Source organism: Candidatus Pantoea multigeneris, assembly GCF_011752615.1.
Taxonomy (GTDB): domain Bacteria; phylum Pseudomonadota; class Gammaproteobacteria; order Enterobacterales; family Enterobacteriaceae; genus Pantoea; species Pantoea multigeneris.
The window spans coordinates 142,140-163,708 of the sequence record NZ_VWXF01000009.1 but is presented as its reverse complement, the minus strand read 5'-3'; the positions used below and the strand labels follow the sequence as shown (position 1 = coordinate 163,708).

Here is a 21,569-nt window from a genome sequence, read left to right as displayed (position 1 = left end):
AATGTAATGGCGACTTATAGCTTTCCAGCCCAGCTGTGGTGATGACGGAATTGAAAGCTATGAGCACGCTCTTCACGCAATATTGGGGAGTCTATGAGCACCAGAATAACACCTGCGCAACATCCAGATAAAAGCAATCTCACGGTGGATGATATTACCGTCGTCGACAATAAATTGCTGAAGCGAGCGGTAGGTGCCGCAGCGCTTGGCAACACCATGGAGTGGTTCGACTTCGGTGTATATAGCTACCTTGCCGTGATCATCGGTAAAGTGTTTTTCCCCGATGCCAGCAATACGGCCCAGTTAATTGCCTCCTTCGGGACCTTCGCCGCAGCCTTTTTAGTTCGACCCATCGGTGGGATGGTATTTGGCCCATTGGGCGATCGCTATGGTCGACAGAAAGTGCTGGCCTTCACCATGATAATGATGTCAATCGGGACGTTCTGTATTGGCCTGATCCCTGACTACAGCAAAATCGGTATTATGGCGCCCATCCTGCTGTTATTAGCACGTCTGGTACAGGGCTTCTCCACCGGCGGAGAATATGGTGGGGCAGCAACATTTATCGCTGAATATTCAACGGATAAACGCCGTGGTTTCACCGGGAGTTTCCTGGAATTTGGTACGATTCTCGGTTATATCCTCGGTGCGGCGCTGGTAACAGGCATGACATCACTGCTGTCCAGTGAAGATATGCTGAGCTGGGGCTGGCGTATTCCGTTCTTCCTCGCTGCACCGCTGGGCTTGTTTGGCCTGTTTGTGCGCCTGAAGCTGGAAGAGACGCCGGCGTTCCAGAAACATATGGAGCAGCAGGAAGCGCGTGAACACGCAAAGCCCAGTCTGACTCTTTGGCAGATGCTGCATAAATATCGTCATCAGATGCTGAAATGTATTGGCCTGGTGCTGGTCTTCAATGTGTCGAACTACATGTTGACCTCCTACATGCCGAGTTACCTCACTGGCGTGTTGCACATGTCTGAACTGACCGGCCTGTTGTTGGTGATGGTGGTGATGATCCTGATGATGCCGCTGACGCTGTTGTGGGGTCACCTGACGGACCGTATTGGTCGTCGCCCGGTGATCGGTTTTGGTGCGGCAGGTCTGGTGGTGCTGGCGATACCGAGCTTCATGTTGATTGGCAGTGGTGATATCGCCCTGGTGCTGGCGGGTCTGGTGGTGTTAGGCATTCTGCATACCACCTTCAGTGGTGGTACGCCATCAACGCTTCCGGCTCTGTTCGTTACGGATATCCGCTACAGTGCGCTGGCGATCGGTTTTAACGTTTCGGTTTCCCTGTTCGGTGGGACAACACCGCTGGTGACGGCATGGTTGGTCGATACCACGCAAAACGTCATGATGCCGGCATACTACATGATGGGTGCCGGTGCGATTGGCCTGATCACGGTGTACACGCTGCGTGAAACCGCACGCAAACCGCTGAGTGGTTCGATGCCTGCGGTGGCAACCCGCGCTGAAGCCCATAGCCTGATTAAAAAGCTGCGTGGTCAACATGAGCGTAAGAAAGCGGTAGCCCGCGAACTGGCGCGCACCGCCGCAGATTAAGCACTTTTTCTATGAAAGCCGCCGCGTTACCTTTGGTAGCGCGGCTTTTTTATGCGTGTTATTTCACGGTAAACATATATTTACCCTGGGTTTTATGGCCATCTACCGACAGGGCATGCCACTCAATTTGATAATCTCCCGCTTTGAGAGGGGTGGTGATTGGGATAATCAGGTTCTTCTTGTCCGCAGGTGCCAACTCGGCTTTGCCTTCTTTCACGGTAGCACCGCTGGCGTCAGTGATTTTTACCCCGCTGAAACCCACTTCCAGATCTTCAGTAAAAGAGAGCGACAGCTTGTCCGGTGACTGGGCCACGCTGCTCATATCTGCCGGTACGGCTGAGGCCAGGTGCGCATGCGCCATTGCCTGCTGGCTGCAAAGCAGACCCGCGACGACGGTTGCTGCAGTTAATGCCATCTTCATTTTGTAAAACATATCGAACTCCATTGATTAACGTGGTCCCACACCGGGACAGGAAAAGTGTGCGTTGTGCGCAGCAGTAAGACTTCCCTCTGCATATCAGAGGTCATGCAGACGTAAAGCGAGTAGTGCGCAAATAAATAACACCGATAAGGCCGCTGAAAAATAAAAGGCTCAGGGTGGACGCACCCGCATCGAAATAATGGCGTGCCTGCGATGATATTTAAAAGGCGTCAGCGACCCTACACAAAGTGCAAAATACAAATAACCATTTTCAACATCAGCATTAAAACGAAACTGATGAGCCGAAATCAGGCGTAATAGGGAGGCGCACGGGGCTGAACCAGACCCGGAAAATATAAGGGGAAGAAGGAAATAACTTGCCGAGGTGGCGGAGAAATAGAGGCCCGGAGAGTCAGCCAGACAATGGCGGTGAAAATCCACAGCATCAGCGGCAGATGCGTCAGGACCAGGCAGTAGCCGCAGGCAATGTCATCGAGCATATTGCCTCCCGACATCATCCCTGGCATGCCAGCCATGGTTGTCGGGTGCCCGACGTTGTGCTCCGCAGAGGATGAGGCCATGGCCTCATGCGCTGTGCCGGACATATCCATACCGGGCATGTCATCGCTGTGCATCGCCTCTGACGATAATGCCGCATGGTGAGCCGCGATGACGTGTGGCTGAGCCAGCCGCCAGTGTTCAAGCGTTCTCGACACTTCCGGTGCAATAAACAGCATCAGGATCGCAAGAATCGCGATCGCGGCGGGCTGTTTTTTGCGGGAGAGTCTTATCAGGAAACGCACAACGGGTGTCCGGCAAGGATATTTATGGGGTGTCAGTGTAATTAAAAGGGGCGTGCTTGTTAATGTTTTTTTAAAATTAATATCGCCAGCGCCATCATGCCGCAATAATCAAACCACTCTGGTTTGGTTTTTTGCGACCCTATTTATTTGGGGGGTTTACGGTAAAAGGTTCACGCTACTTACTGATTGACACATTTGTTGTTTTCCCCGCTGTTTTACATCATCTATACTCGCCGCCTAAAAAAATATCATAACGCACCATTTTGGCATCTCTATGGACGAGGAAAGAACAGGATGAATTCCCCGCTAAGCGCCCGGCGCAAGCTCTTGTGCCTGTTGATCAGTGCAGCGGTCGGTCAGGCTGTGGCAAGTGAAAACACTGAACAACCGACGTTGACCGTGAGCGCGGCACCGCAAAAAAACACCACTGCCGTTAATGCTAGCGCGAGACTGGGCAATCTCGGTCAGCAAGATATCCGCAATACGCCGTGGTCCGTGCAAAGTATCTCCTCACAGCAGATACAGCAGCAGCAACTGAAAAGCGTCACTGATCTGTATCGTTACTTGCCCTCAGTACAGGGGGATGGCGCACGCCCGCAAACGCGGGGGATGCAGGGCAGCGTAGTGCAGAACAGCATGATTGACGGGCTGAATGTGGTTTCCACCACCGACTACGCCGCCGAGCAGTTCGATCATATTGAAATACTCAACGGTCTGGCGGGGGCGCTCTACGGTCCGGCTAACCCGGCGGGGCTGTTTAACTTTGTGGCGAAACGCCCGACAGACACAGCACAACACAGCCTGACCTTTGGCGTAGGCACCGGTCTGAGTCACGAACTGGCGCTGGATTTCAGTGGCCCACTGGATAACAACGATCGTGTGCGCTACCGCCTGAACCTGTTGGATGATGAAGGGCGGGGTTACGTCAGTGGCAGCGTCAAACGCCGTCAGCTCTTCAGCCTGGCCGTGGATGCCAATCTGACCGATAGCACCGTGCTGGAAACCAATATCAGCGAATATCATTTTTACGATAAAGGCCTGCCTGGCAAATTTGCCCTGGGCAGCGGCATGAGTTTCCCGGCGGCGCTGAATCCCAAAACTGCCCATCTGGGCCAGTATTATGCGGGTGATGATAACCACACCCTGACGGCCAGCGTTCATCTCAAACATGATTTTGACGGAAACTGGCAGGGCGAAATTGGCGTACTGCGCCAGATAGCCGATCGTGAATCCACGGCGGTCACCAATACCTTTACCAATGCGGCTGGCGCGTATACCACCACCACGTCTTCCGCTACGGCGAGCCGTTTCACCATCAACAGTTATCTGGCGAACCTCAACGGTGAAATTGACACTGGCTGGTTACACCATCAGGTATCCGCTGGGGTACGCGGGTTTGTCTGGAAAAACATGAATCCCGTTAATGGTGCAACCCAGACATTAGGGTCGGCTTCTCTGGATAACCCACAGGCGTTTGCAGAGCCTGATTATCCCGACTTTACCGATCGCTACCACTCCGCTACTGCCACTCAACACGCTTTCCTGTTGAGTGACAACCTCCAGTTCTCCCCACAGTGGAGCCTGTTACTGGCAGGCAGCGAAAGCTTGCTGACCTCGGCGAACTACAGCAAAACCGGTACGCAAACCAGCAGCAGCGACAACAGTGGTTTCAGCGGCTCAGCCAACCTGAGCTGGAAACCGGTTGATCCCCTGACGCTCTACGTCAGTTGGGCCAACAGCCTGCAACAAGGGGATACCGCGCCAAGTGGCTCCCATAACGCGGGTAACATCTTAGCGCCATACCGCAGCACGCAAATCGAGGCGGGCAGCAAGCTGGTGGTCGGCGAGACGCTGTACAGTGCCGCACTGTTCCAGATCAAACGCCCCTATGCTTACACCAACAGCGAGGGCGACTATGCAGTGGATGGCGAACAGCGTAACCGAGGGCTTGAGCTAAATGTCAGCGGCAACCTGACGCCGCGCCTGCACTGGTTTGGCGGCATGAGCTGGCTGGACCCTAGATTGCTAAAAACCGCCAGCAGCAGCACGCAGGATAAACAAGTGGTGGGTCTGCCGCGCTACGCGTCCAGCCTGTTTGTGGCTTATGACCTCTTACCTGCTGCCGGGGTGGATATTCACGGCGGTGCGCATTACGTTGGACGCCGTGCCAGCGATAACCAAAATGCGCACTGGGTCGGCAGCTACGCCACCTTTGATGCGGGTTCCGCCTGGCACACCCGTCTGTTTAATACCGCTACCACGTTCCGTCTGGACGTCACTAATCTGTTCAATCGTCACTACTGGACTAACATTGTCCCTGGCGGCCTGAATGGGTACAGCGGTGCGGGGAATGCCAGCGCTTCATTGGGCGATCCGCGCATGATTGAGCTATCAATGAAACTGGACTTTTAACATGCGTAGAGTATTAGCGTTACTGCTGGCAACCAGCTCGCTGATGTATGGCACACCCGGTGTGGCACAAACCATCACCGATGATGTCGGCAATCAGGTGGTTGTGAACCATGCGGTGAACCGTATTGCCGATGGCTGGTTTGCCCATCATTCGCTGCTCATGGCGTTAGGGGCAGGGGATCGCATTGTCGCCACCGTTAATCACCCTGAAGATCATCCCTGGATGTTCCGTCTACAGCCCTCTCTCAATCAGGCATTGCAGGTGCGCGGCAAAACCTTTGACAGTGAGGCGTTGGTGACACGCAAGGTGGATGCGGTCTTTGTCCCGGCAGGCGATCCTGATGCCGCCGCCTACCGCCAGGCCGGACTGCCGGTGTTTGAAATGCGCTTTGATGATTTCCCGTCGATGGAGCGTTCCATGCTCACTACCGCACAGGTGGTGGGAGGAGAGCAGGTTGAGCAACGTGCGGTGGCTTACAATCGCTATCTGGAGCAACAGATAGCGGCTATAAAGCAAAAGACGGCAGGGCTAACGGCTCAGCAGCGCCCCTCGGTGTTGCACATTGAGTCTCTGCATCCATTGAAGGTGGACGGGCGCAATACGCTGATCGATACCTGGATTACGCTGGCAGGCGGGCGTAATGCTGCCGCCTCAGTGGATGGCAACATGAAGCCGGTCTCACCAGAGACCATTCTGAAGTGGCAGCCAGATGTGATCATTATTGGCGCAGGTGCGGGAGAACTGGCGAACTCGGATTACGCCAGTCTGTTTGCGCCGCTTAAGGCGGTACAGCGACATCAGGTGTGGCAGAATCCGGCAGGCGTGTTTCCCTGGGATCGCTATGGGGTTGAAGCGGCGCTACAAATTCAGTGGGCGACCCAACTGCTGCATCCCGAGCTATTTCCACGCAGTAACATGATCCCCGAAACCCAGGACTTCTACCGTCGCTTCTTTAACTACCCCCTGAGTGCGGAAGAGGCGGCGCGTATTCTCCATGCGCAACCGCCCGCTACGCAGCCTTAACGGGTAACATGCACCTGTGGGCGCGAATGGGGCATAAAGCGTCCTCCCATTGCGCGCTCCAGTTGCGCGGCCAGTTGCAGTAACTGGCCGTCATTCGCCTGGCGTGTCTGGAAGTGCATTCCCAGCGGCAGTCCTGAAGCCTGGCGCGCCAGAGGAACAGAAATACCCGCCGTGCCGGTCAGGCTTGCCAGTGGCGTGTAGGAGAAGATTTCCCACAGATCGTAGAACCAGCTCAGCACATCCGGGTTGTCACTCAGCGTCAAATAGCGTTTTTCACCCATCAGCGGCGTGGGTTTGGCAAAGGTCGGCGTCAGAACCATATCCCACTGTTGATAAAACTCACCCAGCTTGCGCGACACGCTGTTAAACACATCTTGCATCTGCCAGCGCTCGCTGTAAGACATATTCAGCCCTTTTTGCCAGATGCGGATATTGATGGGTTCAACTTTATCTTCAGGCGGTGCCGTTAAGCCTTTTTTCTCCAACAACCGCTGAATAAACTGCGCAAAATTGCTGATGTAACAGGTGGTTTGGGCCGCAAAGGCGGTTTCGAAATCAATATCTGGCGTTACCCACTCAACCTGATGACCCAACTCCTGCAACAGCGTCACGGTGCGTTCTAGTTCGCTAACAAAGTGCGGATCGGCAGAGTAGTTGCCCCATTCGTGTGATACAGCAATGCGTAAAGGCTGAGGATCGCGATTGATGAGCGTGGCATAGGGTTCACTGCTGTGCCAGTAGGGCATAAACTCACCCGGCGCGCCGCCGCGACAGCGATCGATAAAGTTTGCCGTGTCGCGCACGCTGCGACTGACACAGCCCTGAGTCGAGACGTAGCCGGTAATATCACTGAGTGCCGGGGCAATGGAAAACACGCCGCGCGTGCTTTTCAGGCCAATTAACCCGTGTGACCCCGCAGGAATGCGGATGGAACCCCCGCCGTCCGTGGCGTGTGCTAATGGCAAGACTCCCGCAGCCACTGACGCACAAGCCCCGGCAGAGGAGCCAAAGGTGGTGTATTCCGGGTTCCACGGATTATGCGCAACATAGACCGCCGGGTTTTCTGCCGAGCCACAGACGCCAAATTCGGGTGTGGCGCTGCGACCAATAATATTTAAACCCGCCGCGCGAATCTTCTGAGTGAGAAAGCCGTCTTCCGCTGGGCGGTTACCCTGCATGAACAGCGAACCCTGCTCCTGTAGACGGCCTTTCACCCCTGGGCCGAGATCTTTCATCAAAAACGGCACGCCGTTAAATCCACTGTCCAGCTGTGTGCCATCGGTGGCGGGGGTGGCAATGGCATCATCAAACAGTTCCACCACCGCATTTAGCGCAGGATTCACCTTCGCCACGGCCGCAGCGGCCTGTGCTGCCAGTTCAGCGGCAGTTACTTCACGCTGTTGCAGGCGCTCGGCCAGTGCGGTAGCGTCGTGGGCGGCCCACTCTTCCCAACTCATCACTGTGTTCATGTTTTTCACTCCTGTGGATTGGTTTAGCGGTTAACCAGGGGCTTGAGCGTTACCGGTCTGGAAGCGCGCGGCCTTTCCCTGAGCAGGGCCACTGAAATCAGACATAAAATATTGGCGGCGATCAGGTAATAGCCCGGCGAGACCGGATTACCGGTGGCTTTAATCAGCCAGGAGAAGACGATCTGCGCTGTGCCGCCGAACAGCGTGATACCGAAGGCGTAGGCAATCGAGAAACCTGTTGAGCGGATATAGCGTGGGAAGTTCTCACACAGCGCCACCAGGACGCCCGAACCACTGATGCACTGTAACGCCGCAAACAGGGTGATGACGCTGAAGAATACGGCTGGCGTCGGGAAGGTATTAATGATTTCCAGCCCAGGTAGTAATAACAACAGCAGAATCAGGCGTGGCACGATAATGGTAAACTTGCGACCAAAACGGTCGGCCATCCACCCGCCAACCAGTGAAAACACCACCACGCAGACGCCGATCAGAATGGTCGAGACCATTGCCATGCCTGGGGCAAAGTGCAATTCGCTGAGCGCATAGGTGGTCATGTAATTCAGGAAGTACTGCGTGATTGTGCTACCGCAGAGAATAAAAATGCCCAACAGCACCAGGCGACGATATTTGCTAAACACTTCGGTGAGCAGGCTGCGGGTGCTGGTGGCAACGGTGTTCTCTTCCACATTGAAGGTTTCATTCAGGTTACGGCGCAGATAGATCGCCATGGGCAGGACCAACAAGCCAAAGGCGAACGGAATACGCCAGCCCCAACCGGCCAGTTGCTCGGGGGTCAACAGCTGAGTCAGCGCAAAGCCAATGACCCCAGCGCTGATCCCCGCCAGTCCCTGAGCTACGATCTGCCAACTGGTATAAAATGCCCGTTTGCCCTGCGGTGCCGCTTCCATAATAAAGGTGGTCGCCGGGCCTGCTTCACCGCCCCAGGCCAACCCTTGTAACATACGCAACACCACCAGCAATATTGGTGCGGCCAGCCCTAACGTGGCATAACTGGGCAAAAACACCAGACCACCCGTACCGATAGTCATGAACAGCATGGTCAGCAGCATGGCCGGTTTACGTCCCACCCGGTCAGCGTAGCTGCCAATAAATATTGCGCCGAGCGGGCGTACTACAAAGCCAATGCCAAATACTGAAACGGATAACATCAGGCTGACAAATGCATTGTCGGAGGGGAAAAAGGCATTGCCGATCATCACAGCAAAAGTGGCGTAGGCACTGAAATCAAAAAACTCGATTGCGGCACCAAGCACTACGGCGAAAACTTCTTTTCGCGTTGCCTGGCGGGGAACTGTTTCATTTACCATGTCGTTTTCCTCGAACGGGTGATATGGGCAATCGTGTGATGACTCTTTTTATGCCGTTATCATAATTTCCGGGAGATTTATTGTTATTGGCCCTAAGGGCGTATTCAGATATAGCAAAGCACTTTGGCAGTGACTATCACAAATCAGCTTGCCCGGTGCACACAAAATGAGTGCACTTTATATGCCTGCCTGACATAGGAAAAATCAATAAAACAACAAAATGATTATAAATCAGCTTGTTATGATTTTTTTCATCAGAGGAAAGTCAGGGTCTTATGCTGAGGAGAAAACATATGCACTCAAAATGTGCGTTCTGTCATGTTTTTAGCAAATAAATTGCTGCACGGATTTGATTGTAACTTATTGATTTTAAATAAGTGAAATAAATCTGTGATCGCGCGCAGTGAGCGGAAAAATAAATTGCACGCTTATGGTTCAATCATTAAATACCGGCTGAGGTAATTGCCCCAATAGTGCACCAAAATGTGCCAGCTGGTTTATTTCTCCCACTCCGGTTATGTTGATTATTCGATATGCAGTGCAAACAGCGGAGCCTGAAAACTTAATATGCAGTTACGAGCCTTGCGTTATTTCAGTCAGGTGGCGCAGTCCACTTCATTACGTGATGCGGCAGAAAAGCTGTTTGTCACGCCTACCGCAGTTACGCGGCAAATTGAGCAACTGGAACACTATTATGGTGCACAACTGATTGAACGCAGTCCGCGCGGGATCAAGCTCACCAAAGAGGGTGAGTATCTGGCTCAGGCGGTGCAGGCGACGTTACGTGAACTGGACGTGGTTAAAGAGAAGATTGCGGCGACACAAAGTATTGTCACCGGCATTGTCCGCATCTGCTGTGCTGAAAGCCTGGTGGGGCCGTTTGTCGCCCCCACAATAGCCGATTTTCGTAAGCTGCATCCCCATGTGGGTTTCGAAATCGATGTGGGCAGCGCGCCGTTGGTGGCCGAGGCGCTGGTTAATGGGCAGGTTGATCTGGCCCTCACGTTTTATATGCCGGTTACCAGCGAATTGAGCGTGACCCACAGCTGCGAACTGCAACATAAAGTGATGATGGCCGCTGACCATGAATTGGCGGGGAAAAGCTTTCTGACCCTGCGAGATATCGCACAGCATCCGATTGCGATCCCCCCGGCTAACTATTCGATGCGTCAGTCGCTGGAGTCCGCGGCCCGACGCGAAGGGCTACAGTTTGATTTGCGCTTTGTCACCAGCTCTCTGGATGTGCAAAAGCAGCTGGCACTGCTAGGCCAGGCAATCATTATCCAGCCGCAACTGAATGTCGATGACCACCAGGAACAGGGTCGATTGATTGCCACGTTACTGACCGATCTCCAGCTTGGCGTAGTAAAAGTCGATCTCTGCATGCCGCGTAAGCGCAGCGTGTCGATAGCCAGTCGGCTGTTTCATGACATGCTGGCGGCGCGTATCAGACGGCAAAATCAGTAGGCGATGCGCAGCAATCGCGCTATACAGTAATGAGAATTATTATCATAATAAGGTCTGGCATAAACGGGAGACACGCAATGCAGCCACAACCTTATGAAAACCTGTCAGCAGATTGCTGTATTGTCGGCGGCGGCCCAGCCGGCCTGATGTTGGCCTATCTGTTTGCCCGCGCGGGCCTGCGCGTGGTGGTGGTAGAAAAACATGCTGACTTTCTGCGCGATTTCCGTGGCGATACCATTCATCCTTCCACCCTGGAAGTCATGCATCATCTCGGCCTGTTGCAAGAGCTGCTGCAACTGCCACATCAAAAAGCAGAAAAACTACAGGCAGAAATTGGCGGGCAGGAAGTGACGATGGCCGATTTTTCGCGCCTGCCCGTACAGTGCCGTTTTATTGCTTTTATGCCGCAGTGGGATTTTCTCAACTTCCTCGCCCAAAAGAGCGCGCAGTTCCCCGGCTTTACGTTACTCACCTCAACGCAATTTGACGATCTGTTAGAAGAGCAGGGTGTGGTGGTCGGGATTAAAGCAGTGCGCGCAGGGCAACCGATGGAAATTCGCTGCCCGCTGGTGATCGGTGCCGATGGCCGACATTCGCAGGTCAGGGCGAAGAGTGGGCTGGTGAGCCAGAGTTTTGGCGCTTCGCGTGATGTGCTATGGCTGAAACTGAGCAAACACGCAGGCGATCCAGACTGGGGAATGGGCCACAAAGGGCCACGGCATAACTTTATTATGATTGATCGCGGCGATTACTGGCAGTGTGGCTACACCATTGATAAAGGCCAGTTTGAAAGCCTGAAGCAACGTGGCTTGCCTGCGCTGAAAGCAAATATTGCAGCTGTTGCCCCGTTCCCGGTGGAAAGACTGGAAGAGATCACCGCGTGGGAGCAGTTAAAGCTGCTGGTGATTAAAATTGATCGGCTGGAAAAATGGATGAAGCCGGGCGTGCTGTGTATCGGCGATGCGGCCCATGCCATGTCACCGATTGGGGGAGTGGGCGTGAACCTCGCTATTCAGGATGCCGTTGCCTGCGCGAATTTGTTAACCGAGCCGCTACGCCAGGGCACGCTAACGTTGAATGATTTAGCCAGTGTGCAAAAGCGCCGTCATTTCCCCACCGTTGCCACGCAGTTCCTGCAAATTAAAATGAGTGGCAAGAAGAAGAGCAGTGGGAAAAAAAGCCCAATTCCCGGCATCATTGCCCGTTTTCCCTGGCTGCGTTTTGTCTTCGGTCGCCTGATTGGCCTCGGTTTTCGTATGGAAACACCGCGTCTTTAAGCCTCTTTCGCCTCAGCACCACGCTGGGGCTTTCCCGCCTATATGCTTTTTCTGACATAAGATATAAGAAATCCATCGGTCAAAAACCCAGCGCATCCCTTGACTGATTTCTGGCGTCAGGTGAGTATGCGGCCTCCTGTTTTTATTATGCATATTATAAATCATAAGCATTTAATCATAATCAATATGAATAATAACAACCCTCTTATTATGCTCAGCGGCGCGGCCTATCGCGCTTTGATCAGGACATGATTGCATGAATTCATCCACCGGATTACAGGCACTGGAAGCCAGACTGCAACAGGATCTCGACTTGCTGGAGCTGCCAGCGAAAGCCTGGGTGCCGCCGCGTCAGTATCAGGGCGAGCAGGTGCGGGATGTTGTGGTGATAGGCGCTGGTATGTGTGGCCTGGCGGCAACGGCCAAACTCCTGCTGAGCGGCATTGACAACATCGTCACTTATGATGCCGCCGCAGCGGGGCAAGAAGGGCCATGGGTCACTTTTGCCCGCATGGAAACATTGCGTTCGCCCAAAACGTTACACGGCCCGGCTCTGGGGTTGCCGCAACTGACTTTCCGCGCCTGGTTTACCGCGCAGTGGGGCGTAGACGCGTGGGAAGCGCTGGATAAAATCCCGAAAGCACAATGGATGGATTATCTGGTGTGGTATCGCCAGGTGCTGAACCTGCCAGTGCATAATGGCGTGCGTATTACGGGTATTACGCAACAAGAGAGCCTGATTGCGCTCGAACTCAGTGGTGCTGAGACGGGACGGGTATTAACGCGCCGCCTGGTGCTCGCCACAGGCCGTTCAGGTCTTGGTGGTGCCGCCGTGCCAGAGTTCCTGCGTCATGTTGATCGCCATCTGTGGGCGCACTCTGCCGACCCGATTGACTTCGCACAGCTTAAAGGCAAGCGGGTTGCGGTGATTGGTGCGGGTGCCTCCTCGATGGACAATGCCGCGACGGCGCTGGAAGCGGGTGCGGCCACGGTAGACTTGCTGATCCGCCGCAAAGAGATGCCGCGCATTAACAAAATGACCGGTATTGGTAGCCAGGGCGTGGTCCATGGCATGTTCCAGTTACCTGACAGCTGGAAGTGGAAGTTTGTTGATTACACCGCAACCATGCAAACGCCTCCTCCACGCGCTTCAACCCTGCGTGTGTCGCGCCATGCGAATGCGCATTTCTTCCTCGACTGTGCCATTAACGCGGTGACTCAACAGGGCGATGCGCTGCTGATTGACACCACGCAAGGGGAGATGACCTACGATTTTCTGATTGCGGCCACCGGATTTGCCAATGATTTTCATGGCCGATCTGAATTTGCCGCCCTGGCGCCGCATATCCGCAGTTGGGCTGATGGACGCTATCGCCCTGAGATGGGCGCGCCGCGCGCCAGCCTGCTGCAGGCTCCCGATCTCGGCCCCGACTTCGCCTTCCGCGAACGCCAGCCCGGCGCGTGCCCGATACTGGCCCACATTCACTGCTTCAACGATGCCGCAATGCTGACGCACGGCAAGGTCTCTGGCGACATCCCGGCGGTAAGCGCAGGGGCGGATCGCCTGGTGCGCGCGCTGGCAGCCTCACTGTTTGCCGAAGATGTTGAAACGCATTTCGCCAACCTGCAAGCCTTTGATAAGCCGGAATTGCTGGGTGACGAGTGGATAGATTCTACCCCCTTACTGAAACAGGAGAATGGCTTGTGATTGACGCCATCGACAAGGCTGCTGGTCTGACCCCGCAGGATCAACTTTACGCCGCGCGCCGTTTCCGTCCGGAATTTGTCTCGGGAGCCGAACAGTGCCGTGATGCGGTGTTGCAACCCGCCAGCGATCAGGGGCTCTCCTCCGCGCTACGTTTGGCTCTGGCACAACGTATTGCGGCACTGAATAACGATGCCGCGTTAGTGGCGGAGTACCGTGAATTACTGGCCGCACAGCAGCCAGACGCCACGCTGTTAGCACTGGCCGCAGGGGAGACTGAACTGGCGCAACCGCTGGCCGCCCTGGCCCGTCAGGCCGATCGTGTGACCTTAACCCCGTCGCTGGCGGAAGCCAACGATATGGCGCTACTGGCTGAAGCCGGGTTGAACAATCCACAAATTGTTGCGCTGTCGGAGCTGATTGCATTTGTTAATTTCCAGACGCGCGTCGCGGCTGGCCTGCGTTTGTTGAGGTCCTTATGATCCCGTCAGTGACGCTAAAACCCCTGAACTGGCATCCCTATATCACGCCAGTCAGCCTGGATGAAGCCAATGCGGAACAGTTGGAGGCGATGAAAGTCACGCCTTCCAGCAAGAAGATCTCCGAGTATGTGCGCACCCTGGCGCACGACCCGGAAAGCTATGTCGCGCGGACGGTGTTGTTCAACGCCATTATGTACGTAGAGGGCGGCCTGGATCGTGCCGCACGGGAAGTGGGCGCGCTGGGCGCTTCTGTGACCAACGGTTGTAAGTATTGCGCCGTGGTACATGCACGCCGCCATGCACAGCTGGTGAAGAGTGATGCGCTGGTGAGCGCGCTCTATTTCAATCTGCCTGATCGGCTTAACGCGCGTGATGCGGCGATGTATCGCTTCGCACAGCGTCTTTCGGTCACTCCCGCTGAGGCCACGGCAGAAGATATGGCGGCGCTGCGTGCATCGGGCCTGAGTGATGAAGAGATTATTGACCTGATTCATGCCATCGCGATTTTTGGCTGGGCCAACCGTCTGATGCATGTACTGGGTCATGCTGAACCCGGCAAAGGAGATTAACCATGCTTGAACTGAATAATATTACGCTCTCCTATGGCAGCACCCCGATTCTGCGTGGCGTCAATTTGTCGGTAAAACGGGGAGATGTGGTGTCGATCATCGGCCCAAGCGGCACCGGCAAAACCACGCTGTTGCGCTGCATCAACCATTTGGCCAAGCCTTCGGCGGGCACGGTTCGTCTCGACAACATCGAGATGCACTATCCGTCACCCACCAAAGCAGCGGTTCAGGCGGTTCGTCTGCGCACGGCCATGGTGTTCCAACAGTTCAACGTGTTTAAAAACATGACGGTACTGCAAAACGTGATGGATCCGCTGGTGGTGGTGCAGGGGAAATCTCGTGATGAAGCGCGGGAAATCGCGCGTCAGGAGCTGGAGCGCGTCGGTCTGGCCACCAAAATGGATCACTATCCGTCACAGCTTTCGGGCGGTCAGCTCCAGCGTACCGGTATCGCCCGCGCGTTAGCCGTGCGTCCAGATGTGATTCTGTTTGATGAACCCACCTCATCACTTGACCCGGAACTGGTGGGTGAAGTGCTGAAAGTGATTAAAGACGTCACCTCTTCGGGGATCACCTCGCTGCTGGTGACCCATGAAATGCAGTTTGCCAAAAGTATTTCCAACCGCATCGTGTTTATGGATCAGGGTGTGGTGGCCGCAGAAGGGACGCCGGAAGAGATTTTCGACCGCCCAACGCTGCCACGACTGGCCCAGTTTCTTAACGCTGAACACGCTTTCTAAGAATAAAAGGAAACCAACATGCCTGCTTTGACTACCACTTTCCGTCGCCTTGCCCTCGCCAGTGCTGCTGTGTTAACGCTGGCTTCAGCCAATCTGACTTATGCCGCTGATGCCGTGCGTACCATTAAAATTGCCACTGCCGCTGAATCTAAACCGCTCTCGTGGGGCGCGATTGGTGTCGAGCCGCAGGGCTACGAACCAGACGTGTTACGTGCCATCAATGCGAAACTGCCACAGTATAAATTTGTGATGGAAGGCGCAGCGGATATTGCCCAGGAGACCGGTCTGGTCACCGGTAAATATGACATCGCGACCGGCGGCTATTACAAAGCCCCTGCGCGCAGCAAACAGTTCCTGATCCCGGACAGCCCAATTGGGGCAAGCCTGATGAAGATCTACAGCCGCAAAGACAGCAACATCAACGGCATGAAAGACCTGGTGGGCAAAAATATTGTTCCGGTGACGGCGGGTGGCGGCGTGTACAAGTTTGTCATGCAGTGGCAGCAGGAAAATCCGAACGATAAAGTCGCTATCAAGGCCTCCAGCGCCGGTATTCCTTACCCAGATCGCCTGAAAGAAGTTCAGAGCGGTAAATATGACGCGCTGATTCTGCCTTCAAATCTGGGTGAGCAGACGGTTATCGATAACCAAAAACTGGATATCAAAGCCAGTGAGCCCGTCTCCATCAACGACACCTATGTACTGATCCACAAATCTGATGAAAACAAAGTGTTGAGCGAGGATATCAACAAGGCGCTGCAACAGCTGAAAGCCGACGGCACCCTCGACAAACTGTCGCAGAAATGGTTTGGCGAAGATGTGGTTAAGTACATGAAATAAGGCGATTCGTCGCCTTAATCGTCAGGCCTGCGGGCACGGCTGAATATTTTGTCTGGAGTGTTTTAACGTGAATCTAACGCTAATGATTCCCGAGCTGCTTGCGGCATTACCGCTGACGCTCGCCATTGTTTTTGTCGCCCTGATTGCAGGTTTTATGCTGGCCCTGTTGGCGACAACCTTTCGCGTGCGTCGGGTACCGGTGATCAGCCAACTGGCAGACCTTTACGTCTCCTATGCCCGCAGCGTGCCGGTGGTGTTGCAGTTGTTTGTCGCGTTTTATGGCCTGCCGCTGGTGGCAGGTCTGTTTGGCGTCGAGGATTTTCTTTCCGCGACCGTGGCTTCGATGGTGGGTTTGAGTCTCTATCACGGCGGTTACTTATCAGAAGTGATGCGTCCGGCCTACCTGGCGGTAGAGCGGGGTCAGCATGATGCGGCGGATAGTCTTGGCTACGGTTTCTGGCGCAAGCTCACCAGGGTGATTGTGCCGCAAGCGCTGCACATTGCCTTACCGGGCTACGGTAACGCGATCATTTACCTGATCCACAACGTGGCGCTGGTGATGTATATCGGCGCGGCCGACGTGATGGCGACGGCACACCTGATTATGGAACGCGCCTATAACCAATATCAGTTCGGGACTTATCTGGTTCTGGCGGTGATCTATTCACTGCTGTGTCTGATTGCGTGGCTGATTGTGCGCGCCTTTGAGCGCCGGGCGGGTCGTTTCACACAGAAAAGCGCGGCGGCAAAAGCCCCGCTAATGCCGAATATCTGACAGGAGCATGACCATGTTTGATTCTTCTCTGCTGCTGGAAGATTTCTGGAGCATTCTGGATGCTGTACCCGTCACGCTGGCGATGGCGGTGACGATCTTTATCTGCGCCACGCTGTTAGGTGGGCTGCTGGCCTTTATCGAGCACAAGCGTATTCCGCTGCTGCGTCAGGCGGTACTGGTCTACAAAATTGCCTTTAAAGGCGTGCCGATGGTGGTGGTGATTTTCCTGGCTTATTACGGCCTACCGGCGGCGTTACAGTTCTTCGCAACGCAGCTTGGAGTGGCCGTTAATGCCCACTCTATGCCGAACTGGGTGATCATTATTGTGGCGCTGAGTGCCTGCGTGGCGGCTTTCCAGGCGGAAGTGGTGAAAGGGGCGTTGAACGCGTTTGATAAAGGCCAGGCGGATGCGGCCTATGCCTTTGGTTACAGTAGCTGGCAGCTGTTCCGCCGGGTGTTGTTTCCACAAATTATCGTGTCGGCGATCCCCGATTTAGCCAATGCGTTTATGGTGATTATGAAGGCGCTGTCACTGGCGTTTGCGATTGAGGTGGTGGATATCTTCGCACAGGCACAGCTCACCGCTGCGCTGAACTTCTACTACCTTGAGGCCTTTGGCGTTGCAGTGGTGTTCTATATGGTCATCGCGTGGGGGGTGACTAAAGTGGCCGATAAAATCGAATCCGCCTTGCGAGTACGTACCTGATTACGCGCGTGAAGCGACCCAATGCCCGAGCCGATGCTCGGGTTTTTTTTCAGTGCATCATGGCGATAGGCCTTTTAAAATGGCGGCTATCGCACCTTCAGGGAAGTAAAACAATGAGCGCATTAAACGATCTGGACTTGCGCCAGCTTGAGGCTTTCGCGGCAGTGATTGCCGCCGGGAGCGTGACGGCAGCAGCAAAAACGCTGAAACGTTCGCAGCCCATGGTGTCCCGGCAGATTCAGGAACTGGAGCAGTCTCTGGGCTATGCGCTGTTTATGCGTAACGGGCCGCGCATTCATGCCACTGAACAGGCGCTGCAACTGCATCAGTATGTACATAAAGCGCTGCTCTCCCTGGAACAGATTCGCCAGCAAGCGCTGGAGATTGGCGTGCAGCAACATCGTCCGCTGCGTATTGCGGCGACCCCCGCCCTGGCCGCAGGGTTATTACCCCGCGCGCTGGCGTTGCTGGCAGCTCAAGGGTTGCAGAACAAAGTCCAGATTGTGAATGAATCCGCCGAGCAGACCGCACATTCAGTGATCACGGCAGATGCGGATGTAGGTCTGTGTAGTTTGCCCCTTGAGCACCACGCTTTCGAACTGCACTGGATTGGTGAGTCCCGCTGCGTGGTGGCGCTGCCACAGGAGGATGCTTTGGCTGCGCAGTCGCAATTGACGCTGGCGTGCCTCGCCGGGCGCAGGCTGGTGGCACCGCTTGATCCCCTGCGTTTGCGCGGTCGCTTTGCCAAGGTGTTGAAAAAGCTGAACGTGGCACCGCATGAGATGATCGAAACCAACGCCTCCGCCAATATTCTTGCCTGCGTGCGTGCCGGACTTGGCGTCGCCATTCTGGAGCCGGTCACCGCATGGGGCATGCCGCTGGAAGGTGTCGCCATTCGACCGTTGGTAGAAGTTGTGCCTTATTTCTTTGGCGTTATCACCCCACAAGGACGCCAGCTGTCGCCCGCCGCGCAGGCACTGATCAGCGCGCTGAATACCGCCGCCCAGGAGATGCTGCCTGACTTTGTCTGCTTACCTGGTTCAGAGCACCCGCGCGTGATGCGGTTACTGAATCAGGATGAAGCCTGATCTTTACGTGACGTTGTCACTTTTTGTGGTGATGACGAGAGTCAACACGAAGGTAATTAAAAGAAGGTAAGTGAAGAATGAAGCGATTTCTGGCTAATTTTTTAAAGGAAATCCTTTCAGTTTCTTTCGCTTATATCGTCGCTATTGTCCTGTTTGTTTTATCTTACCTGTTTATTCCTGACTATTGGTTTGTTTGTGGGATTTTTGCCACTCTTGCTGCTGCGGTTTTCGATGCGTTCGTCATTCCGGCAATAAAAAAGAAACTTTGAATGATGTGTGATTTCAATAGTACGGGGTTAAGTGGGAGAGGGTTTACGGGACAATTGCTAAAAACTCACCGTTCAACAGGCACTTTTCCCTCAGGCTGATACACTTAGCGGCGTAACCTGAGGAGCCCTAATGAAATTTGGTTTTGCCTGTAAGTATTTGAATTCCGCGCTACAACAGCCTTTCCCCTTTAAGGGAACCACGCGCACCCGCTTTCTTGCGCTCGACCATGCAGCGCGGGTGAGTGCCATTGCGCCGCTGGCGCAAAATAACCTGTTACAGCTGGAAAATGTGCTGCGTGAACTGGCACTGCTGCCGCCAGCGCTGCGGATGATGCGTATCGGCAGCGATTTATTGCCGTTATATACCGTGCCGGAAGCGGGGCCGGTGTATCAGGAACTGATGCCAGATTTGCTGCCGCTGTTTACGCGCTGCGGTAATCTGGCGCGTGAGCAGGGGATCCGCCTCTCTTTTCATCCTGGACAATATACGGTGCTGGCATCAGATAACCCGGATGTTGTGACGCGTGCGCTGGAAGATGTGGAATATCACACCCTGTGCGCACGTTGGCTGGGATATGGTCGTACGTTTCAGGATTTTAAAATCAATATTCATATGAACGGCAAGGCGGGTTTCGCCGGATTTGCCCAGGCATTTGGTCGGTTAAGCCCGGAAGCGCGGCTGATGCTGACGGTTGAGAACGATGAAGTGTCTTGTTCGCTGGATGATGTCCTTCAGGCGCAAAAGCTCTGCCCGATTGTGCTGGATATTCACCATCATTGGGTTAAAGAGAATGCGTTTATTCGACCTGATGATGCGCGCATTGAACAAGTGATCGCCTCGTGGCGCGGTGTACGGCCGGTGTTGCACTATTCGATTTCTCAGGAAGGACTGATCTCGACAGAAGGGTATCCTGACCAGGAGACGCTGGGGTTATCTAAAGCCAAATTGCGTGCCCATTCGGATTACTACTTCAATCCGACACTCAACGACTGGGCGCTCTCTTTCCGCCAGTTTGACCTGATGTGTGAGGTGAAAATGAAAAATATCGCCAGCACGCAGCTCTATTACCATAGCCTGCAGCAGGTTTGAGAAACAGCCCGGCCAGCGCCGGGCTCACGCTATCAGGCATACGCCGCATCAAAGAATTGTTCTTCGAGTACCACGGCACGTTTGAAGAAAGCTTCGCAAATATCCGGCGCGTTCGGCCCGGTGCGATCCAGCTCGCTGCGAATAAACGCAACAAAGGCGTTGAAATCCGGATTGTCGTGGAGCGTCACCCATTCTGCGTAAATGAAGTTTTCCGGCAGTGGCCGCGGTGCAGCCGATGCCCACTCGTAATAGAGCCACTCCGCCACGTTTAATACGCTCAGGATCACCGGATAAGAGCCGGTTGCCGCCGCTTCACGCATGATCGCTTTGAAACCCGCGGTGGGGGCAGTATCCGGGATTTTCGCCGCTTCTGCTTCGTTAATCCCCAGCGCAGCAAAGGCGCGCTGGAAGTAGGTATCTTCATCCGAGGAGATCATGCCCGCAAAGCGACCAAAGCGTAACCGGGCTTCCAGCGTATCCGCCTGAGTGATGGCCGCCCCGATCAACACTAAAAAGCTATCAAGAAACCGGTAGTCCTGAATCAGATAGTTTTTCATTGCGGCATCCGGTACTTCTCCGGCATACAGTGCAGTAATAAAGCGGTGGTTAACGGCATTTTCCCAGGTGGGTTGTGAGATGGCGCGCAGGTGATCGGTGAAACGTCCAGTCATTTTATTCCCTTGAGGTGTAGAGTGCAGGTGCGAAATTTTTATATCACAGGCGTTTCGGTGCCGCCAGCAGGGTACGCCAGTCGTTATTTTTTAACGCGCGACAGAACGGGGCGACCTGTTGGTGTACGTAAGCAAACAGCGTTTCATCACTCATGCTGTCGGCTTCTGCCTTGGGGTCATAATTTTGGTCATAACCCTCGAACAGGTAGCGATAGAGACGACTGAGTGAACGACGCGTCTTTCGCGTGAAGCGGGTATGCGAAAGATCCAGTAAATAATCGTCGAAACGAAACAGCAAATTCATCAGCACAGCACGATTGCGCGTGTCGAGAATAAAGCCCAGCTCCCGCCGTAACCACAGCGTGGCGGCTAAATTGTCATCCAACTCGGCAATTTGCTGCTCTTGCAGAAACTTATCCAGGTAACAGGCAAGGTCATGCGCATCTGGCGGGCAATCGAAATTCAGCGAAGCCAGAATCAGCAGATTATCTCCCGGATTGTCCTGACTGAGCTGGGCTTCCGCCCAGCCGGTAATGGCCTGATTATCTTCGGGCACGCGTTCGGATAAATAGCACTGGTCAAAACGTCGGATGGCCAGCAATGCCTGAAGCTGTTGCACGGCAACAGAATGCAGCGTCGTCATGTAATATCCACCGTTTAAAATCCTTTTAACGTCATTCAGGGGGAAGCGCATCAGTGACGCGCTTCCTCTTGCGCTGGTTTCCTGTCACAGGCAGTTTTGATGCCCGCGCCTGATGCCATGCCCTTCTTATAGCAAAAAATACCGCCCCTGTGGTAGCCCGTCACCGCGTTATCACCTTGTTGGCATTGGTAAGACTATTTTCATAGTTAGCCTGCAAATCCTGT

Annotated in this window: 21 protein-coding genes; 15 read left to right on the top strand and 6 right to left on the bottom strand. The window is 54.3% G+C overall.

Going from position 1 to position 21,569, the window contains the following annotated elements:
- Nucleotides 1-93: 93 nt before the first annotated feature.
- On the top strand, nt 94-1,563 hold the full coding sequence (gene proP / locus F3J40_RS19110; RefSeq protein WP_167017128.1) for a glycine betaine/L-proline transporter ProP: 1,470 nt from the start codon (nt 94-96) through the stop codon (nt 1,561-1,563).
- A 58-nt stretch (nt 1,564-1,621) separates the two neighbouring features.
- Here the strand turns inward: proP and copC are convergent, their stop codons facing one another.
- Both copC and F3J40_RS19100 read right to left on the bottom strand, forming a co-directional pair.
- Nucleotides 1,622-1,996: a copper homeostasis periplasmic binding protein CopC gene (copC, locus tag F3J40_RS19105; RefSeq protein ID WP_167017126.1), complete on the bottom strand. Its 375-nt coding sequence runs from the start codon at nt 1,994-1,996 to the stop codon at nt 1,622-1,624.
- Nucleotides 1,997-2,292: 296 nt separating this feature from the next.
- Nucleotides 2,293-2,787 (bottom strand): DUF2946 domain-containing protein, encoded by a 495-nt coding sequence (locus F3J40_RS19100; RefSeq protein ID WP_167017124.1) that lies wholly within the window; start codon nt 2,785-2,787, stop codon nt 2,293-2,295.
- Between the two features lie 294 nt (nt 2,788-3,081).
- Here F3J40_RS19100 and F3J40_RS19095 point away from each other — a divergent pair, with 294 nt between their 5' ends.
- Nucleotides 3,082-5,199 carry a TonB-dependent receptor gene (locus F3J40_RS19095; RefSeq protein WP_167017121.1) on the top strand — a complete coding sequence of 706 codons (2,118 nt, stop codon included), beginning with the start codon at nt 3,082-3,084 and terminating at the stop codon, nt 5,197-5,199.
- A gap of 1 nt (nt 5,200) precedes the next feature.
- Nucleotides 5,201-6,223: an ABC transporter substrate-binding protein gene (locus tag F3J40_RS19090; protein ID WP_167017119.1), complete on the top strand. Its 1,023-nt coding sequence runs from the start codon at nt 5,201-5,203 to the stop codon at nt 6,221-6,223.
- Here F3J40_RS19090 and F3J40_RS19085 read toward each other — a convergent pair.
- Nucleotides 6,220-7,692: an amidase gene (locus tag F3J40_RS19085; RefSeq protein WP_167017117.1), complete on the bottom strand. Its 1,473-nt coding sequence runs from the start codon at nt 7,690-7,692 to the stop codon at nt 6,220-6,222. The genes F3J40_RS19090 and F3J40_RS19085 overlap by 4 nt on opposite strands.
- 23 nt (nt 7,693-7,715) lie before the next feature.
- On the bottom strand, nt 7,716-9,023 hold the full coding sequence (locus F3J40_RS19080) for an MFS transporter (RefSeq protein ID WP_167017115.1): 1,308 nt from the start codon (nt 9,021-9,023) through the stop codon (nt 7,716-7,718).
- A gap of 567 nt (nt 9,024-9,590) precedes the next feature.
- Between F3J40_RS19080 and F3J40_RS19075 the strand changes: the two genes are divergently transcribed.
- The 12 genes from F3J40_RS19075 (at nt 9,591) to F3J40_RS19020 (ending at nt 20,031) form a co-directional block, all read left to right on the top strand.
- Complete coding sequence (locus F3J40_RS19075; RefSeq protein WP_017349170.1) at nt 9,591-10,490, top strand: LysR family transcriptional regulator; 900 nt, start codon at nt 9,591-9,593, stop codon at nt 10,488-10,490.
- Nucleotides 10,491-10,567: 77 nt separating this feature from the next.
- Nucleotides 10,568-11,767, top strand: coding sequence for an FAD-dependent oxidoreductase (locus tag F3J40_RS19070; RefSeq protein ID WP_167017113.1), 1,200 nt, complete (start codon nt 10,568-10,570; stop codon nt 11,765-11,767).
- Between the two features lie 256 nt (nt 11,768-12,023).
- Nucleotides 12,024-13,475 (top strand): flavin-containing monooxygenase, encoded by a 1,452-nt coding sequence (locus tag F3J40_RS19065; protein ID WP_167017111.1) that lies wholly within the window; start codon nt 12,024-12,026, stop codon nt 13,473-13,475.
- Nucleotides 13,472-13,954, top strand: a complete 483-nt coding sequence (locus F3J40_RS19060; RefSeq protein WP_167017109.1) for a CMD domain-containing protein — start codon at nt 13,472-13,474, stop codon at nt 13,952-13,954. The genes F3J40_RS19065 and F3J40_RS19060 overlap by 4 nt, the downstream gene beginning before the upstream one ends.
- The gene (locus F3J40_RS19055) at nt 13,951-14,523 is read left to right on the top strand and encodes a peroxidase-related enzyme (RefSeq protein ID WP_167017107.1); all 573 of its coding nucleotides are present in this window, start codon (nt 13,951-13,953) and stop codon (nt 14,521-14,523) included. Before F3J40_RS19060 ends, F3J40_RS19055 begins: the two co-directional genes overlap by 4 nt.
- A 2-nt stretch (nt 14,524-14,525) precedes the next feature.
- Entirely contained in the window at nt 14,526-15,263 is a 738-nt protein-coding gene (locus tag F3J40_RS19050; RefSeq protein ID WP_167017105.1) for an amino acid ABC transporter ATP-binding protein, read from the top strand.
- Between the two features lie 18 nt (nt 15,264-15,281).
- Entirely contained in the window at nt 15,282-16,103 is an 822-nt protein-coding gene (locus tag F3J40_RS19045) for a transporter substrate-binding domain-containing protein (RefSeq protein ID WP_167017103.1), read from the top strand.
- An 82-nt stretch (nt 16,104-16,185) separates the two neighbouring features.
- Entirely contained in the window at nt 16,186-16,878 is a 693-nt protein-coding gene (locus F3J40_RS19040; protein ID WP_017349178.1) for an amino acid ABC transporter permease, read from the top strand.
- Nucleotides 16,879-16,891: 13 nt separating this feature from the next.
- A complete protein-coding gene (locus F3J40_RS19035) occupies nt 16,892-17,584 on the top strand; it encodes an amino acid ABC transporter permease (protein ID WP_167017101.1) in 693 nt (230 codons plus the stop codon).
- Between the two features lie 113 nt (nt 17,585-17,697).
- Complete coding sequence (locus F3J40_RS19030; RefSeq protein ID WP_167017100.1) at nt 17,698-18,672, top strand: LysR family transcriptional regulator; 975 nt, start codon at nt 17,698-17,700, stop codon at nt 18,670-18,672.
- Between the two features lie 77 nt (nt 18,673-18,749).
- Nucleotides 18,750-18,941, top strand: a complete 192-nt coding sequence (locus F3J40_RS19025; protein WP_167017098.1) for a hypothetical protein — start codon at nt 18,750-18,752, stop codon at nt 18,939-18,941.
- A 130-nt stretch (nt 18,942-19,071) separates the two neighbouring features.
- The gene (locus F3J40_RS19020) at nt 19,072-20,031 is read left to right on the top strand and encodes an apurinic/apyrimidinic endonuclease family protein (RefSeq protein WP_167017096.1); all 960 of its coding nucleotides are present in this window, start codon (nt 19,072-19,074) and stop codon (nt 20,029-20,031) included.
- Nucleotides 20,032-20,063: 32 nt separating this feature from the next.
- On the opposite strand, the gene F3J40_RS19015 is transcribed toward F3J40_RS19020, so the two are convergent.
- Together F3J40_RS19015 and F3J40_RS19010 are read right to left on the bottom strand one after the other, a co-directional pair.
- The gene (locus tag F3J40_RS19015) at nt 20,064-20,702 is read right to left on the bottom strand and encodes a TenA family protein (RefSeq protein WP_167017094.1); all 639 of its coding nucleotides are present in this window, start codon (nt 20,700-20,702) and stop codon (nt 20,064-20,066) included.
- Nucleotides 20,703-20,745: 43 nt separating this feature from the next.
- Complete coding sequence (locus F3J40_RS19010; RefSeq protein ID WP_167017092.1) at nt 20,746-21,345, bottom strand: hypothetical protein; 600 nt, start codon at nt 21,343-21,345, stop codon at nt 20,746-20,748.
- Between the last annotated feature and the right edge of the window lie 224 nt (nt 21,346-21,569).